Below are 15,526 nucleotides of genomic sequence, written 5' to 3'. Positions count from 1 at the left end.
CCCGCCTCGGCGCCCGCCCAGACCGTGGCCGCCACCAGGCTGTAGGGCGCGAGGCGGCGGTAGCGCAGCCCGGCGGTGCCCGCCACGTACGGGGCGAACGTGCGCACCACCGGCACGAAGCGGCACAGCAGCAGGGCGGGCCCGCCGTGCCGCCGGACCAGGGCGGTCGCCCGCTCCCAGACCGGCTCCGGCACCCGGCGCCCGAGCCGGCCGCGCCGCAGTCCGGTACCGAGCCGCCGGCCCGTGCGCTGGGCCAGCAGGTCGCCGGTCACCACCGCGGCGACCGCTGTCACGATCACCGGAGGCAGTCGCAGCACGCCGGCCTGGGCCAGCGCGCCCGCGTACACCAGCAGGCTGAACGTGGGCACGAACGAGCCGAGCAGCAGTACCGATTCGAGGAGCACCAGGCCAAAGACGGTCGCGTACGCCCCCAACGGGCTGACGTGGGCGATGAGTTCGGTGAGATCGCGCGTCACGCGGCGGCGTCCGCGCGACGGCCGCTCCGCTCCGGGATCCGCAGGTGCCACACCCGGGCCGGGGGCAGGTTGCGCCACACCACGCTCTGCCGGCCGCCGTGCCGTCGGGCGAACTCGTTGATGACCGCGGTCACTTCGCGATGCCGGGCGGCCTCGGCGCGACTGCTGAAGGTGGTGCGCACGACGTGCGTGCCGAGATAGGCGAAGAACGTCAGGTGCCCGCCCGGGACCAGCACGGACAGATAGCGGTCCAAGATCAAACGGACCTGCTCCGGCTGGAAGTTGGTGAACGGCAGGCACGAGACGATGACGTCGTACTCCCGGTCGAGCCGCAGCTCGGTGATCGATCCCGACAGGATCCTGATCCGGTCGGCCGCCGCCGCCATGACCGGGTCCGTGCGCAGTGCGTCGCGCAGGACCCGTACGAAGCGCGGGTTGATCTCGACGGCGTCCAGTCGGTCCGCGGGCCCGGTGAGCGCGGCCAGCGCCCGGGTCACCGGGCCGGTCCCCGCGCCCACCTCCAGGACCGCCGCCGGGCGCCGCACCATGGCCGAGGGCCACATCGGGGCGGCCAGCCGGTCGGCGAGGTGCCGGCTGCTCGGCGCGACGGCGCCGGTGGTGCCGAAGGTGCGGGCAGCCTCGCGCAGGAAGGCGGGCCGGGTGGCGGGGCGGTGGACGGCCGCCTCGGGGGCGGCCGCGGGCTGCGGATTCACGTGCGTCAGATCCATGGCCACGACGCTAGGAAGCGGCGCGAACCGTGCCATCGGCTGTTGTGCGACGGGCGCACCGTACGAAAGTAGGGGGTCTTGATCGCCGGAGTGCGGAGGAGGGGGGACACCGTGGACACCTACGCTTCACCCGTGCTGAGTGCGGATGCCCGGAGATGGCCGTGGTGGGCTGAGGCCCTGCTGGTCGCGCTGGTCGGTGAGTTGTCGGTGCAGACCGCCGTGGTCGGGGCCGACGGCGACGCCTTCGACCCGCGGGTCGCGGGCGCGGCCGTCGCGAGCCTGTCGCTGCTGCTGCGGTACCGGCTGCCCGCCGTCACCGGGGGCGTCACCACGGCCGCGGCCGCCTGGCTCGGGGACCCGCTGCCGCTCCTGATCGCCGTCTTCCACCTCGCTTCCCGGGGCCGGATCGCGGTCGCCGCGGTCGCCGCGGTGGCGGCGCTGATCGGCAACCACTTCCTGCAGTCCGACCAACTCCTGTGGAGCGTGCGCTCCTACGGCCCGGTCATGCCGTTCGGTCTGGCCCTGGCCCTCGGTCTGTGGGCGAGCAGCAGGCGAAGGCTCGTCGCCAGCCTCACCGTTCAGGTCGACCAGCTCCGGGTCGAGCGTGAACTGAGGGTGAAACAGGCCAGATTGAACGAGCGGGCCAAAATCGCGGCCGAGATGCACGACGTCCTCGCCCACCGCCTCAGCCTGCTGGCCCTCTACGCGGGTGCGCTGCGCCGACGCGCCGACGAGCTCCCGGAACCGGTCGCCGAGCGCATCGCCCAGCTGCGCACCACCTCCAAGGACGCGCTGGACGACCTGCGTGATGTCCTCGGGGCCCTGCGGGACCACACCGGCGGCGGCGGTGCGCGGACCCCGGGGCTGCAGGACCTGTCCGCGCTGCTGGATGAGGCCCGCTCGGCGGGGCAAAGGATCGAGGCCGACGTCCGGGGCGGCGCCGAGGGCCTGCCGGCCAGCCACCGGCTCGCCGTGCACCGCCTGGTCCAGGAGTCCCTCACCAACGCCCGCAAGCACGCCCCGGGCGCGCCGGTGCGGGTCACCGTGCGGTACGGGCCGCCGCTGTCCACCGTCGAGGTCGGCAACGGCCCGGGGACGCCGTCCCGGGACCCCGCCGCGCCCAGCGGATACGGCCTGATCGGGCTGACCGAGCGGGTCGCCGCCCTCAACGGCAGCCTGCACTACGGCCCGTCCGGTTCCGGCGGCTGGCTCGTCGCCGCCGAACTCCCCCTTGACCAGGGCGCCAACGGCCGTCCGGAGCAGGCGACTTCATGATTCGTACGCTGATCGTCGACGACGACCGTCTGGTCCGCATCGCCCTCGCCGACATCCTCTCCGACGACCCGGGCATCACGGTCGCCGCGCAGGCAGGCGACGGCCTGGAAGCCCTCGACCTGGCCGCCGCGCAGAGCATCGACGTGGCATTGATGGACGTCCGCATGCCGCGCATGGACGGAATCGCGGCCACCCAGCGGCTGCGGGCCCTGCCCCGGCCGCCCCAGGTCGTCATGCTCACCACCTTCGACCTGGACCAGTACGTGTACGACGGGCTCGCCGCGGGCGCCTCCGGCTTCCTCCTCAAGGACACCGACTCCGCCGAGATCGTCCGGGCCGTCCACGTCGTCGCCGAGGGGCAGGCCATGCTCCATCCGACGGCGGCCCGCCGCCTGGTCGACCGCTACCACCGCACGGCCGCCGGCGGCGGTGTGCGGGCCGCCCGGGCCAGGGTCGAGCGGCTCACCCCCCGCGAGACGGATGTGTTCGGGCTGCTGGCGGACGGCGCGTCCAACGCCGAGATCGCCACGGTACTGGGCATGCGGGAAAGCACGGTCAAAGCCCATGTGAGCCGAATTCTGGCCGCCTTGGAAGTGGGCAACCGGGTGCAGGCCGCGCTGGTCGCGCGGGACGCCGGCCTGCACCGGGGCCACTCCCTCTGACCCTCCTCGTTTCCTGTGCGCGGGCTCTGAAAGCGACCGGTGATCGAGGTGTAAGCGCCCCTCCCTGATGTTGGGTTCACCGGGATCCGACTGGCTGGGGGTGGCCCATGAAAAGCGCTAAGGAACCGACGGCCCACCAGGACGTGGACGTAATCCGTCGGCCGTGGGTTCGAGTCCCACCCGCCCCACTGCGAGGCGCAGGTGCAGAAACGATCTGGCCTGCGCCTTTGGTGTTTTCCCAGGGGCGGGGCCGGTGTGGTCGGGCAGTGCGGGACCGGCTGTCCGCGCAGGGTCGGCGACCTCCATCGAGTGATCACCCGCACGGCCCCGTCAGCCCCGGCGCGCAGGTCGCGGCGGCGCGCCGACGGGGGTCCGGGCGCCCCCTGCCGGCGCCCTCGCCCCGACTCCCGGCGGTCCGCGTAGGGTTGGCGGGCAGCCGGCCGATTCACGCCGAGAAGGATTCGGGGATTCGGCGCCCCATGCGTTCCGAATGTGTGGCGGCCGGCCTACGGAACCGCAGGAGGGGGCGCGGTGATGGGCCGTCGCAACGGCATATGGAGACGTTTTCGGGACCGGATGACGGGCACCAAGTACCCCGCCGACGGGGTCGCTCCGCTTCCCACCCAGGAGATCCGGGACGCGCTGCTCGCGCTGAACGCAACCGGCGTCCCCTTCCGTGTCCGTTACGCCTTCGGCGGGGAGAAGGCGGATCTGGTGGCGGAGTGGCAGATCGTGCTGCCCGGGGCCGTCGGGGACTCCCTCAGGGGCACTCGGGTGCAGCGGTCCATGAAGACCCGCATGCGGCTGGTCGCCCGCGAGCGCGAGGTGCGCGTCCTGGACGAGGTGCGGGAGGTGGGCCTGGTGGGGAACCCGCCCCGGCCGAGCCGTCTGTCCCGCCAGTGGAGTCGCGGCCCGGGTGTCGGGGTGCAGTGGACGTACGAGAAGGGCCCGGACGGCCGTCGGCGCAAGGTGGTCCAGTTCGACTCGCGGGACATGCGCGACCCCCTGCGGAACACGGTCCTGGAGGCCGGCTGGACCTGGCGCGGAGTGCACCGGCTCTGAGCGGCCGGGGTGCCCGGGGGCGGAGGGCGGTCGAGGGCGGGGCGCCGTGGCGCAGGGCGGCCAAGGGCGGGGCGCCGTGGCGGGCGAGGGCCCGTCGGGGGTGGGGTCGGGGGTGGGGCTTCAGGGGTCACACCAGCTCCGGAGACGGCCGGGTGGCCCCCCAACACCGAGGCGCGGAGCACCACTTGGGGACGAGCTCGCGTCAAGCGGCGGCGTTCGCGCGTCGGCCTGCCGGCTCCGTCCGCAGGTGCCGGACCCGGGCCGGGGGGGAGGTTGTGCCACACCACGCTCCGCCGTCCGCCGTGGCCACGGGTGAACTCGTCGAGGACCGTGGTCACTTCACGGCGTCTGGCGGCTGCCGCGCGGCAGCCGAAGGCGCCGCGCGCGACACGCGTGCCGAGGTTGTCGAAGAACGTCGGGTGCCCGCCCGGGGCCGGCACCGGCAGGCGGCGGTCCAGGATCTAACGGACCTGCTCCGGCTGGGAGTTGGTGAACGACAGACAGGAGACGATGACGTCGTACTCCCGGTCGAGGGGTACCTCCGTGATCGAACCCGACAGGATTCTGATCCGGTCGGCCGCCGCCGGCATGACCGGGTCGATGCCCGGCGCGTCTACGTGGCCCGTCGGATGGTGGGCGAGCCGGGGCCGGCGGTGCACGAAGGGTGCCGGGGCGGCGGGCCCGCGGGAGGCGCGGACAAAAGCCCCCAGTGGCGTGCACGGGGTGTGCGGCTGCCGGGGGCTTCTGGTCGGGGGCCGGGGGCTACGAATCTTTCACAGGGCGGACTGGAAGGCCGAGGCGCTCGGCACGTTGGTGGCGGCCGCGGTGACGCGGTCGAGGGCGGCGGGAACGCGGCCGGCGTGCTGGGCCGCGGCGCGCGCGACGAGCGGGACGCGCCGGGCGGGTCCCGGGGTGGCGGTGCTGCGGGCGGCGGCGGAGATCAGGGTGTTCATGGTGAGCCTTTCGGCGAGATGCGTCGCCGCCCCCGCCTGAGGACGGCGGGGGCGGCGACGACGCTTACTGATCGGGGGAAGCGTAGCGGCGCTCAGGGCCTTCGGCGCGCGCATGCAGGCGTGGCGCAAAGGATGCGGCGGCCACCGGTTCCGGCCGCCGTGGCCCCCACCTGAGGTGATGTGCTCGTGCGGGCGTGTTCGGCGCCTTCGAACGGCCCGGGATCGCCGGGAAAGCGGGGTGCGGCGCATTGACCCGCCCGGGGTACGGGCCCGTCGGCGAGGGGGTCTTGCCGGGGTGGGGGCTGAGCGTGGACATTACCGACCATGGCTGTGGTCGTGCTGGTAGGAACGCTGGACACCAAGGGCGAGGAGTACGGCTGGATGCGCGAGCGGCTGCTGCGCGCAGGGGTCGGGGTCACCCTCGTGGACGCCGGGGTGATCGGCGAGCCGCGGGTGCCCGCCGATGTGCCGCGCCACGCGGTCGCCGCGGCCGCCGGGGCCGATCTGGCCGTACTGCGCGGCGAGCACGACCGGGGGGCCGCCGTGTCGGTGATGGCCGAAGGTGTCGCCTCGGTCGTCCAACAGCTGTACGTGCGGGATGAGTTGCATGCCGTACTGGCCATCGGGGGGAGTGGGGGTACGTCGATCGCCACACGGGCCATGCGCGGACTTCCGCTCGGCGTACCGAAGTTGATGGTCTCCTCGATGGCGGCCGGCGATGTCACGCCGTACGTGCGGTCCTCGGACATCGCCATGATGTACAGCGTCGTCGACATCGCGGGGATCAATCGCGTCACCGGATCGGTCTTCGCCAACGCCGTGGACGCGGCCGCCGGAATGGCCAAGGGCTTCGAGGCGGAGCGGAGCCGCGCGCTGACGGCCCATCAACTCGCATCCGGGGCAAGGCCTTTGGTGGCGGCCAGTATGGCCGGGGTGACCACTCCGGGGGTGGACGCGGCGCGCGAGCGGCTCACCGAACTCGGTTACGACGTGCTGGTCTTCCACGCCAGCGGGGCCGGCGGGCGCACCCTGGAGAAGCTCGCCGGGGAGGGCGTATTCGCGGGCGTACTGGACCTGACCCTCAGTGAACTCGCCGACGACCTCGTCGGGGGCGTCCTGAGCGCGGGCCCCGCCCGGCTGTGCGGTGCCGGGCGGCACGGCACGCCCCAGGTGGTGGGTCCGGGAGCGCTCGACATGGTGAAGTTCGGGCCGCTCGACTCGCTGCCGGAGCGGGTGCGCGGCCGGAACGTACGGGTGCACAACCCGTCGATCACGGTGATCAGGACCAGCCCGGAGGAGTGCGCGGAGCTCGGCCGCAGGGTCGCCGCCAAACTCCGTGCGGCGCGCGGGCGCACCTCCGTGTGCCTGCCGCTGCGCGGGCTGTCCACACTGGGCGAGCCGGGCGGCCCGTACCACGACCCGGAGGCCGACCGGGCGCTGTTCGGGGCGCTGCGGGAGGGGCTGCGGGGCAGCGCGGTGGAGATCGTCGAGTACGACACGCACCTCAACGATCCCGCCTTCGGGCGGGCGGCGGCGGAGCGGCTGCACGCGGCGATCGGGACGGTCACGAGCGACGGCCGGTGAAGGACGCGACGGCGGGTGAGGGACGCGACGGCCGGTGAAGGACGCGGGGGACGCGGGGAACCCGGGGGAGAGGGGGCTGAGAGTGCGGGCGGTCACCGGGCGCCCGGGGGCATTCGCGCACGTGGCGGGGCTCGTGCTGTGAGGTCGCCCCTACCTGGGGGCCCGCGGTGGGGGTTAGCATCCCGCGTGACCGAACGAGCCGAACAGCCCACCGACACCCCCGCGGCACCCCCTCCCGCCGTCCCGGCACCGGCCGTCCCGGCACCCGCCGTCCCCGCCACCGGAACCGGAAGCGGCGGGGAGATACCGGTGCGGCGCCGCATATTCGCCGACCTCACGCCGTTCCGGATATCGGCGGACTACCGCCGGCTCTGGTTCGGCAACATGGTCTCGTGGGTCGGCAGCGCCATGACGGCCCTGGCGATCTCCCTCCAGGTCTACGACCTCACCGGCTCCAGCTTCTACGTCGGCCTGGTCGGCATCTTCACCCTCGTACCGCTGGTCGTGTTCGGTCTGTACGGCGGCGCCATCGCCGACACCGTCGACCGCCGCAAGCTCGGCCTGTACAGCGCGCTCGGCTCGGCCGTACTCTCCGCCGCGCTCTCGGCCGGGACGTTCGCCGGGGTTGCGAACGTGTGGTTCCTGTACGCGGTCATCGCGCTCCAGTCCGTCTGCCAGGCGCTCAACGGCCCCGCCCGCTCGGCCATGATCCCCAGGCTGCTGCCGCCCGAGCACCTGCCCGCGGCCAACGCGCTCAACTCCATGGTCATGACGACCGGCACGCTCGTCGGACCCATGCTGGGCGGCCTCGTCGTCGGCTTCGCCGGGTACAAGACGGCGTACCTCATCGACGCGATCACCTTCGCCGCCTCCCTGTACGCGATGTGGCGGCTGCCCGCGATGCTGCCCGAGCGGAGCGCCGGCGCCAAGCGGCCCTCGGTCCTGGAGGGTCTGCGGTTCCTGGCCACCCGGCCCAATCTGCGCATGACCTTCTTCAGTGACTTCTGCGCGATGATCCTGGCCCAGCCCCGCGCCCTGTTCCCGGCCGTCGCCGTCCTCTGGTACGGCGGCGACGCCCGCACCACCGGGCTGCTCGTCGCGGCACCCGCGGTCGGCGCGCTGCTCGGCGGGGTGTTCTCGGGCTGGCAGGGGCGTATCCAGCGGCACGGGCTCGCGGTGCTGATCTCGGTGGGCGGGTGGGGCGCGGCCATCGCGGCGTTCGGCCTGACCCGGCAGCTGTGGCTCGGGCTGCTCATGCTCGCCGTCGCCGGGTTCTCCGACACCGTGTCCATGGTGTTCCGCAACACGATGATGCAGGTCGCCGCACCCGACGACATGCGCGGACGGCTCCAGGGCGTGTTCATCGTGGTCGTCGCGGGCGGGCCGCGGCTCGGTGACTTCCTCGCCGGTACGGTCGCCGACCTCACCTCGCCCACCGGGATGGTGGTGGGCGGCGGCCTCGCCTGTGTCCTCGCGGTCACGGTGCTCGGGCTCAGCCGCCGCGGCTTCTCCCGTTACGACGCGCGCAACCCGGTGCCGTAGCCGGAGTAACCGGGTGCCGCGCCCGGGCCCTGGTAGGCGCCGATGTTCGGCGGGGACGCGATGGCGTTGCCGAACCAGTCCCGGGTGACGCCGTCGGCGACCGGGATCCCTGCCCTCAACGCCGCTGATCCCGGGCGCAGTTGGACGTCGTACGGGCCCGCCGGGACCGGGGCGGTGAAGGCGGGGTCGGTGGTCACGGGGGAGCGGTCGGAGGCGGGCGCGGCGCCCACGCCCCGGTACAGGTTGTGGTCGTAGGCGTTGCGGGGGTCCGCGAAGGGGGCGCCGCCGGGCGCGCTCGACACGAAGACGTTGTTGCGGAAGGTGACGTTGCCGGGGCCGTTGTCGCTGACCATGGCGGTGCCGGACTGGTTCGTCACGACGGTGTTGTCGTACACCTGGGTGCGGGTCGTGGGGCCGCACACCACGGACACGATGCCGTACGGGGCGCTGCGGTTGCGGTCGTTGACGCTGATGTTGTGCCGCACGACGTTGTCGGCCGACGTCATGCCGGTGCCGTTGCAGACGAGCAGGAAACCGCCCTCGTTGTCGTGGCTGTAGTTGTACTGGTAGACGTTGCCGTTGTTGCCGCCGTCGATGTCGAAGGCCATCGAGTCGCGGGTGCCGTGGCCGTGGGAGACCTCGTTGTACTGGTAGCGGACGTGGTCCGAATTCCACGCCCACAGGCCGGCGTTGTAGCCGGCGGAGCGGGCGTTGAACCCGTCCACGGTGTTGTGCTCGGCGAGCGCGCCGTCCGCGTTCTGGATGACGATGCCGTCGCCGCCGGTGTCCGCGACGCGGTTGTTCTCGACGCGCAGGCCGGTGATCGGCACGAAGGTGGTGCCCGGGCCTTGGGGGTGCTCGGGGCGCCGGCCCCAGGTGGAGGACGTCCCGATGCCGGTGCGGTCGACGTGGGTCACGGTGGAACCGCTCACTGTGACGTCGTCGAAGCCGGTGGGGGTGAGCGCGCCCTGGGCCGCGAAGAGGATGCCGCCTGAGGGGTCGGGGTCCTTGAAGTCGGCGCCGTTCACGTCGTGTACGTCGACGTCGCGTACGGCGTAGTGGTGGCCGGTGCCGAAGTCGGTGAGGCGGACGAGGATGCCCGCGCGGCGGGCGGTCGTGGTCGCCGGGCCGGTGTTGGACACGTCGAGGTCGTGCAGCTCCCACTGCTGGACGTTGTCGAGCAGTACGGCTGCTCGGGCGCCGTTGCCGTCGATGTGCGGCTTGCCGGTGCTGGTGCCGTACGCTCCGGCCGCTATGGGCGCGGCGGGGGTGCCGGAGCCCTGCGGGGCGAAGGTGCCGGTGCAGGTGGTGCCCCGTTTGAAGAGGATCTGCTCGCCGGGCCGGTACGTTCTTGCGCTTGCCTTAGCGAGGGTGCGGAGGGGGTGGGCGGGGTCGGTGCCGGCGTTGGTGTCGTTGCCGGCGCGGCAGTCCACGTAGTGGGTGGCGGGGGGTGCGGGCGCCGCTTGCGCGGGGGCTTGGGCGGGTGTCACGAGGGCGAGGGCGACGGTGAGGAGGGCGGTGTGTCTCATGCGGGGGAGGCTCCCCTTGGGGTGCGGGCGCCCAATCGCCCCCGCGCGAAAGTCCAAGTACTGGCCTGCGTTTGTCCGCCCCCTGGGGCTCCGCCCCGGTCCTGGGCGCTTTTCTGCCCGCCTTCCCGCCCGTGGCTCGGGGTTGGTTGGTTGGTTCCGGGTCTCTGGGGCTCGGCCCCAGGCCCCGGGAGTCGCCCCGCCCCGCCCCTTCCCGCAACCCTCCGGGGGTGAAGTGACCCTGCGGGCTCCGCCCCCAGACCCTGTTCGCGCCTTGAGGGCGCTCGTCCTCCATCTCCCCAAGGCCTTAAGGGCCAGGGGGACCCCCATGACGGGCTGAAATGCCCGATGCCGGCCAGCACCGGCAGGCTCTGGGGCACCTCCAGGGGCGCGGGGTATATAGGGGCGCGGGGCTGTGACATTGCGCGGCTCTGCCGCGGTGGGCGCGACCGGGGTACTGGCGACCTACGGGGGCGCGGGGCTGTGAGATTGCGCGGCTCTGCCGCGGTGGGCGCAACCGGGGTACTGGCGACCTACGGGGGCGCGGGGCTGTGAGATTGCGCGGCTCTGCCGCGGTGGGCGCGACCGGAGTACTGGGCGACCTACAGGGGCGCGGGGAACTGCGCGACCAGCCGTGCACGGTCCGCACCCGAACAAGTGGGGCCCGGGGCGCAGCCCCCGGATGCCCACCCACCCGCATTCCACCCCCGGCGGGTTTAGGGAAGGGGCGGGGAGGGGCCGCAACCGGGGTCTGGGGCGGAGCCCCAGCCGCACCGGGGGCAAGCCGCACCGGGGGCAAGCCGTACCGGGGGCAAGCCGTACCGCGGGCAAGCCGCATCCCGGGCAAGCCGCACCGCGGGCAAGCCGTACCGGGGGCAAGCACACCGTGGTCACCCCACCCCGCCCCCGGAGCTACGCGCCAAGCACCCCCCTCGCCACCCCCAGCTCCACCAAGTCCTGTGGACGCAACCGGAGTTGCGACGCGGTCCGCCGCACCTCCGATGCGGGGCGCTTCAGGATCGCCGCCGCCGGCTCCGGCGCGATCACCGAGAAGTAGCTGTCCGCCGTCACCCACATGCGGTCGGGGGGCGTCAGGGCGAGCGCCCCGCCCGAGCCGCCCTCGCCGATGACCAGCGTCGTCACGGGGACCCGTGCGGAGGCCACGGCCGCGAAGGCATCCGCGATCGCCGCGCCCTGTCCCTCCCGTTCCGCCGCCGCGTCGTTCGCCGCGCCGGGGGTGTCGATCAGGGTCAGGACCGGGATGCCGAGGCGGTCGGCCAGGCGGATGAGGCGGGCCGCCGTCCGGTACCCCGCGGGGCGTGTCGCGGTGCCGGTCTGGGCGGCGTACGCGTAACTCACCCCCGCGTGCAGCCCGAAGCCGCACAGCATCCCCGGGTCCACGCCCCCGCACCGGTCGCCCACCAGCGCCTGGCGGTGCGGGAAGTACGCGTCCAGGTACGCCTCGGCGCGCGGACGGTCCGCCGCACGCGCCCGGGACACCGCCTCCCAGCCGTCCGCCGGAAGGCCCGAGTCGCCGAAGGGCGATGGAAGCGGTGCCGGAAGCGGTGCCGGAACCGGGGCCGGGCCCGGTTCCTCGGGGCGGGCGCCGCCGAGCAGCGTGAGCCAGCCCGCCAGGACGCCCCGCAGATCCTGGCGGCGTACGATCGCGTCGATCTGGCCCGCCGCGAGCTGGCCCTCCGCCCGGTAGGCCGCCGGGTCCGCGTCCACCGGGCGCACCCGTGAGCCCGCGAAGCCGATCTGGACGCCGGGCAGCGCGAGCACCACATCGGCGCCCGCCCCCAGCGTGGCCCAGCCGCCGCCCGTCGTCGGGTCGCGCAGCACCGCGATCTGCGGCAGGCCCGCTTCCCTCAGCAGAGCCGACTGCCGTGCCACGCGCTGGAGTTGGCCCAGTGCGAGCATGCCCTCCTGCATCCGGCTGCCGCCGGTCGCGATGAGGGAGACGAGCGGCAGGCGCCGCTCGCGCGCCGCCGCGTACGCCGCCTCCAGGCGGTCGCCCGTCCGCAGCCCCAGCGAACCACCGAGGAAGCCGAACTCGAAGGAGATCAGGACGCAGGCCCGGCCCGCCACCTCCGCGAGGCCGGTGATCACCGACTCGTCCTCGCCCGTCCGCTCCGTCGCCCTGGCCCGGGAGGCCCCGTAACCCTCCCAGGCGAGGGGGCCGTCCAGCGGGAAGTCCCTTGCGGGGAACGGCAGTTCGGTGAACTCGTCCGTCACCGTGGCGATCGCCGCCCGAGCGGACGTCCGCTCCGACGGCCGGCCCGGCGTCCGCTCCGACGCCCGGTCCGGCGTCCGCTCTGCCATTCCCTCTGTCATTCCCTCAGGCATGCAGGGCTCGCTTCATGATCTTCCCCATGTCGTTGCGGGGCAGTTCGGCCAGGTAGTGCACCACGCGGGGGCGTTTGTGGGGGGCGAGTTCGCGTGCCACGTGGTTGGTCAACTCGCTCTCGTCCGGCGGTGACTGGGGGTCGGCAGGCACCACCCACGCCACGATGCGCTCGCCCAGGTCCTCGTCCGGCTCGCCCGTCACCGCGGCCTCGCGGACGCCGGGGTGGCCGAGGAGCGCGTTCTCGATCTCACCGGCGCCGATCTTGTAGCCGCCGCTCTTGATGAGGTCGGTGGCCTGGCGGCCGACGATCCGCACCTGGCCGTCCGCGTCCAGGCTCGCCATGTCCCCGGTGCGGAACCAGCCGTCCTCGGTGAAGGCCGCAGCCGTGGCGTCCGGACGGTTCAGATAGCCGGTGAACAGGTTCGGGCCGCGCACCTGGACCTCGCCGATGCCGTCCGACTCGTCGGCCAGGCGCAGTTCGACGCCGGGGAGCGGCGCGCCGACCGTGCCGGGCCGGTCCCCGCCGTCGGCCCGCTCGGCGCACAGCATCAGGGTCTCCGTCATGCCGTACCGCTCGATGACCGCCCGGCCCGTGGCCTGCGCGATGCGGCGGTGGTCGGGGGCGGGCAGTGCCGCCGAGCCGGACACCAGCAGGCGCGCCCCCGCCAGGGCCTTCGCCAACTCCCGGTCCGCAGGGGCCGCTTCGGCGATCCGGTGGTACATCGTCGGCACCCCGAACAGCATGGTCGCGCCCGTCGACAGCTCGCGCGTCACGCCCTCCACCGAGAAGCGGCCCAGGTGGCGCACCGAGCCGCCGCGGCGCAGCGGGCCGAGGACGCCCAGGATCAGTCCGTGCACGTGGAACAGCGGGAGCCCGTGCACCAGAACATCGTCGGCCGACCACTCCCAGGCGTCCCGGAGTGCGTCGAGCGTCGCCGCGATCGCCCGCCTCGGCAGTACCGCGCCCTTCGGCGGGCCGGTCGTCCCGGAGGTGTAGACGATCAGCGCCGCCGACTCGTCGTCGGGCTCCGGGGGCAGCGCCGGGCCCGGCCCGGCCGGTGGCGCGTCCGTGTGCACGTCGATACGGGTCAACTCATCCAGTGGGGACGGGAGTTGGTCGTCCGCGGCGGCCAGCACCACCGCGGGCTCGCTGTCGCGGACGATGTGGGTCAGCTCCCGTTCGCCCGTCTTCGGGTTCAGCGGCACCACCGGTACGCCCGCGACGAGCGCCGCCACCACGCCGACCACCGTTTGCGGCGTCGGCGTCGCCCAGACGGCGATCCGCCCCGCGTCCGCGATCCGGTGGGCCAACGAGCCTGCGGCGGAGGCCAGTTCGGCGTAGGTCAGTGCGTGGCCGCCGAAGCGGATCGCCTCCCGCGGCTCGGAGGCGTGGAGGGCGGGGAAGAGAGGGGACACGTAAGGGACTCCTCGGGGTAGACGGCGCGGGTCAGGGCAGACTGCGCGGGCGGGCCCCGAACGGTGCCGGGTCCCAGGTCCTCGACCCTACGCGGCGCGCTCCGGGCGCGTGATCGGCATCCTGCCGTACCCGGCCGCGCGTCCTGCGGAAGGCGGCTTGCGCGTGAGCGCCGTCACGGCGGGGCGGCGGCCGTGTGCGGGTGTTCGCGCGGTTCCCCGCGCCCCGGCCCGGTTCTCGGCTGCGACCGTGTCCGCTTCCCGCACGGTTACCCGCGCCCTCGGTTACCCGCGCGCTCGTTGACCCGGTGCCGGTCCGCAGGCGTCCTCGGCCGCATCGCTCGCCGGGACGAGGCCCGGGCCGCGGGCCGGGGTCAGTGGAGGGGCGCCTGCCAGGTCAGGGTCGTGCCGCGGATGCCGTCGTCCCGCATGCCGTTGTCGACCACGGTGAGCCGTACTCCGGGCCGCCCGTCGGGGAGTTCGGCGCCCGCGTCCACCACGACGCGGACCGAGGACACCCCGGCCCGCCGGTGGGCCGCGGCCAGCGCGCCGCGCAGCGCGGCGACGAGCTGGGTGTCCGCCGGGTCGCCGACCAGGGTGTCGACCGCGCCCTCGAACCGCACCGAGGGCCGGAAGCCGAGCAGGGCGCCCGCGCCGGCGGTCTCGCGCAGGACCCGGCCGCGCAGGGTCGTCGGGGCGTCGGCGGGCGGCTGCTGGAGGGCGAAGATCGCGGTGCGCACCTCCTGGATCGTCGAGTCCAGCTCGTCGACGGCCCTGGTGAGCATCTCGTCCGTGTCGTCGGCGGCGGCCTTCTCGGCGCGGCGACGGGTGGACTCCAGCATCATCTCGGTGGCGAACAGCCGCTGTACGACCAGATCGTGGAGGTCACGGGCGATCCGGTCGCGGTCCTCGTAGACGGCGAGCTGCTCGCGGTTGTGCTGGGCGTCCGCGAGAACGAGGGCGAGGGCGGCCTGCGAGGCGAACTGGCCGGCGAGCAGCCGGTCGACCGCCGTGTACGGACGGGCGCCGCGCCTGCGGGGCAGCGCCAGGGTGCCGATCAGCTTGCCGCCGCTCTGCAGCGGCAGCATCATGCTCGGTCCGAACCGGCTGCGCACGTGGGTGGTCATCCTCGGATCGGTCGCCGAGTCCTCCAGGAACACCGGCTCGCCGCCCAGGAGTTGCACCAGGACCGGTGAGCCGGGCTCGATGGTGGTGCCGACGATGTCGTCGGGGTCGTCCGGCGCGGAGGCGGCGACGATCTCCATGCCGCCGGCCGACGTGGGCTGGAGCACCACCCCGGCGGCCGCGTCCGCGAGCAGCCGGGCCCGCTCGGCGACCTTCATCAGGGCGTCCGCCGCGGTCTCGCCGGTGAGCAGCGACGTGGTGACGGCGGCCGCGCCCTCGATCCAGCGTTCCCGCAGCCGTACGGTCTCGTACAGGCGGGCGTTGCCGATGGCGATGCCGGCCTGCGCGGCGAGGACCCGCAGCAGCGCCAGGTCGTCCTCGGTGAACGGCCCGCCGCGCTTCTCGGTGAGGTACAGATTGCCGAAGACCTCGGTGTGCACCCGGATCGGTACGCCCAGGAACGAGCGCATCGGGGGATGGCCGGGCGGCAGAGCGGCCGAGCGGGGGTCGCTCTCGCGGTCGTCGAGGCGCAGGGGCTGGGGGTCGTGGACGAGGGCGCCCAGCAGTCCGGTACGGCCGTCGGGCAGCCGGCCGATCTCCTCGCGCTCGGCGTCGGTGAGGCCGGCCGTGAACAGGTCGGTGAGCAGGCCGCGCTCGGGGTCGATCACCCCGAGCGCCCCGTACCGGGCGTCGGTCAGCTCGGCCGCCGACTCCACGATGTGCTGGAGGGTGGTGCGCAGTTCGAGGTCGGTGCCGACGCCGAGCACCGCCTCCAGGAGCATCGGCAGCCGGGGTGCCTTGCCGTCCGGGGTCTCCGCTTCACTCATCCTTCG

The 15,526-nt window shown here is 73.9% G+C and carries 12 protein-coding genes and 1 pseudogene; 5 read left to right on the top strand and 8 right to left on the bottom strand.

The genetic code is table 11. From position 1 onward, the window contains the following. Positions 1-2: 2 nt before the first annotated feature. Both ACFYNP_RS08275 and ACFYNP_RS08270 read right to left on the bottom strand, forming a co-directional pair. Positions 3-368, bottom strand: a pseudogene (locus tag ACFYNP_RS08275) (DedA family protein); the annotation flags it as partial. A gap of 104 nt (positions 369-472) precedes the next feature. Beyond that, positions 473-1,204, bottom strand: a complete 732-nt coding sequence (locus ACFYNP_RS08270; RefSeq protein WP_388407780.1) for a class I SAM-dependent methyltransferase — start codon at positions 1,202-1,204, stop codon at positions 473-475. A gap of 111 nt (positions 1,205-1,315) precedes the next feature. On the opposite strand from ACFYNP_RS08270, the gene ACFYNP_RS08265 reads away from it, so the two are divergent. The 3 genes from ACFYNP_RS08265 (at position 1,316) to ACFYNP_RS08255 (ending at position 4,203) form a co-directional block, all read left to right on the top strand. Then, on the top strand, positions 1,316-2,479 hold the full coding sequence (locus ACFYNP_RS08265) for a sensor histidine kinase (RefSeq protein ID WP_388783723.1): 1,164 nt from the start codon (positions 1,316-1,318) through the stop codon (positions 2,477-2,479). After that, complete coding sequence (locus ACFYNP_RS08260) at positions 2,476-3,141, top strand: response regulator (RefSeq protein ID WP_388783720.1); 666 nt, start codon at positions 2,476-2,478, stop codon at positions 3,139-3,141. The genes ACFYNP_RS08265 and ACFYNP_RS08260 overlap by 4 nt, the downstream gene beginning before the upstream one ends. A 576-nt stretch (positions 3,142-3,717) precedes the next feature. After that, positions 3,718-4,203 (top strand): hypothetical protein, encoded by a 486-nt coding sequence (locus ACFYNP_RS08255; protein ID WP_388783717.1) that lies wholly within the window; start codon positions 3,718-3,720, stop codon positions 4,201-4,203. A 461-nt stretch (positions 4,204-4,664) separates the two neighbouring features. Here the strand turns inward: ACFYNP_RS08255 and ACFYNP_RS08250 are convergent, their stop codons facing one another. Together ACFYNP_RS08250 and ACFYNP_RS08245 are read right to left on the bottom strand one after the other, a co-directional pair. Continuing rightward, the gene (locus ACFYNP_RS08250) at positions 4,665-4,862 is read right to left on the bottom strand and encodes a hypothetical protein (RefSeq protein WP_388783715.1); all 198 of its coding nucleotides are present in this window, start codon (positions 4,860-4,862) and stop codon (positions 4,665-4,667) included. 114 nt (positions 4,863-4,976) lie between these two features. After that, positions 4,977-5,156 carry a hypothetical protein gene (locus tag ACFYNP_RS08245; protein ID WP_388783713.1) on the bottom strand — a complete coding sequence of 60 codons (180 nt, stop codon included), beginning with the start codon at positions 5,154-5,156 and terminating at the stop codon, positions 4,977-4,979. 324 nt (positions 5,157-5,480) lie between these two features. Here ACFYNP_RS08245 and ACFYNP_RS08240 point away from each other — a divergent pair, with 324 nt between their 5' ends. Both ACFYNP_RS08240 and ACFYNP_RS08235 read left to right on the top strand, forming a co-directional pair. After that, entirely contained in the window at positions 5,481-6,740 is a 1,260-nt protein-coding gene (locus ACFYNP_RS08240) for a Tm-1-like ATP-binding domain-containing protein (protein WP_388783710.1), read from the top strand. A 303-nt stretch (positions 6,741-7,043) separates the two neighbouring features. Next, positions 7,044-8,282: an MFS transporter gene (locus ACFYNP_RS08235; RefSeq protein ID WP_388784291.1), complete on the top strand. Its 1,239-nt coding sequence runs from the start codon at positions 7,044-7,046 to the stop codon at positions 8,280-8,282. Here ACFYNP_RS08235 and ACFYNP_RS08230 read toward each other — a convergent pair. The 4 genes from ACFYNP_RS08230 to ACFYNP_RS08215 form a co-directional block, all read right to left on the bottom strand. Continuing rightward, positions 8,255-9,811 (bottom strand): right-handed parallel beta-helix repeat-containing protein, encoded by a 1,557-nt coding sequence (locus ACFYNP_RS08230; RefSeq protein ID WP_388783708.1) that lies wholly within the window; start codon positions 9,809-9,811, stop codon positions 8,255-8,257. The genes ACFYNP_RS08235 and ACFYNP_RS08230 overlap by 28 nt on opposite strands. Before the next feature lie 909 nt (positions 9,812-10,720). Continuing rightward, positions 10,721-12,130: a carboxyl transferase domain-containing protein gene (locus ACFYNP_RS08225; RefSeq protein ID WP_388783705.1), complete on the bottom strand. Its 1,410-nt coding sequence runs from the start codon at positions 12,128-12,130 to the stop codon at positions 10,721-10,723. Between the two features lie 16 nt (positions 12,131-12,146). Then, positions 12,147-13,571, bottom strand: a complete 1,425-nt coding sequence (locus tag ACFYNP_RS08220; RefSeq protein WP_388407803.1) for an acyl-CoA synthetase — start codon at positions 13,569-13,571, stop codon at positions 12,147-12,149. Between the two features lie 371 nt (positions 13,572-13,942). Next, on the bottom strand, positions 13,943-15,520 hold the full coding sequence (locus ACFYNP_RS08215; RefSeq protein ID WP_388783702.1) for a GAF domain-containing protein: 1,578 nt from the start codon (positions 15,518-15,520) through the stop codon (positions 13,943-13,945). Positions 15,521-15,526 lie beyond the last annotated feature (6 nt).

It is taken from the genome of Streptomyces sp. NPDC006691, from assembly GCF_042869955.1.
GTDB lineage: Bacteria > Actinomycetota > Actinomycetes > Streptomycetales > Streptomycetaceae > Streptomyces.
Note: the sequence above shows the minus strand (reverse complement) of the source record. Positions and strands in the feature narration are given on the sequence as shown.

Coding starts and splice junctions, on each gene's coding strand:
- ACFYNP_RS08270 (WP_388407780.1), bottom strand. CDS start 1,204: ATGGATCTGACGCACGTGAATCCGCAGCCCGCGGCCGCCCCCGAGGCG.
- ACFYNP_RS08260 (WP_388783720.1), top strand. CDS start 2,476: ATGATTCGTACGCTGATCGTCGACGACGACCGTCTGGTCCGCATCGCC.
- ACFYNP_RS08255 (WP_388783717.1), top strand. CDS start 3,718: ATGACGGGCACCAAGTACCCCGCCGACGGGGTCGCTCCGCTTCCCACC.
- ACFYNP_RS08245 (WP_388783713.1), bottom strand. CDS start 5,156: ATGAACACCCTGATCTCCGCCGCCGCCCGCAGCACCGCCACCCCGGGA.
- ACFYNP_RS08240 (WP_388783710.1), top strand. CDS start 5,481: ATGGCTGTGGTCGTGCTGGTAGGAACGCTGGACACCAAGGGCGAGGAG.
- ACFYNP_RS08230 (WP_388783708.1), bottom strand. CDS start 9,811: ATGAGACACACCGCCCTCCTCACCGTCGCCCTCGCCCTCGTGACACCC.
- ACFYNP_RS08225 (WP_388783705.1), bottom strand. CDS start 12,130: ATGGCAGAGCGGACGCCGGACCGGGCGTCGGAGCGGACGCCGGGCCGG.
- ACFYNP_RS08215 (WP_388783702.1), bottom strand. CDS start 15,520: ATGAGTGAAGCGGAGACCCCGGACGGCAAGGCACCCCGGCTGCCGATG.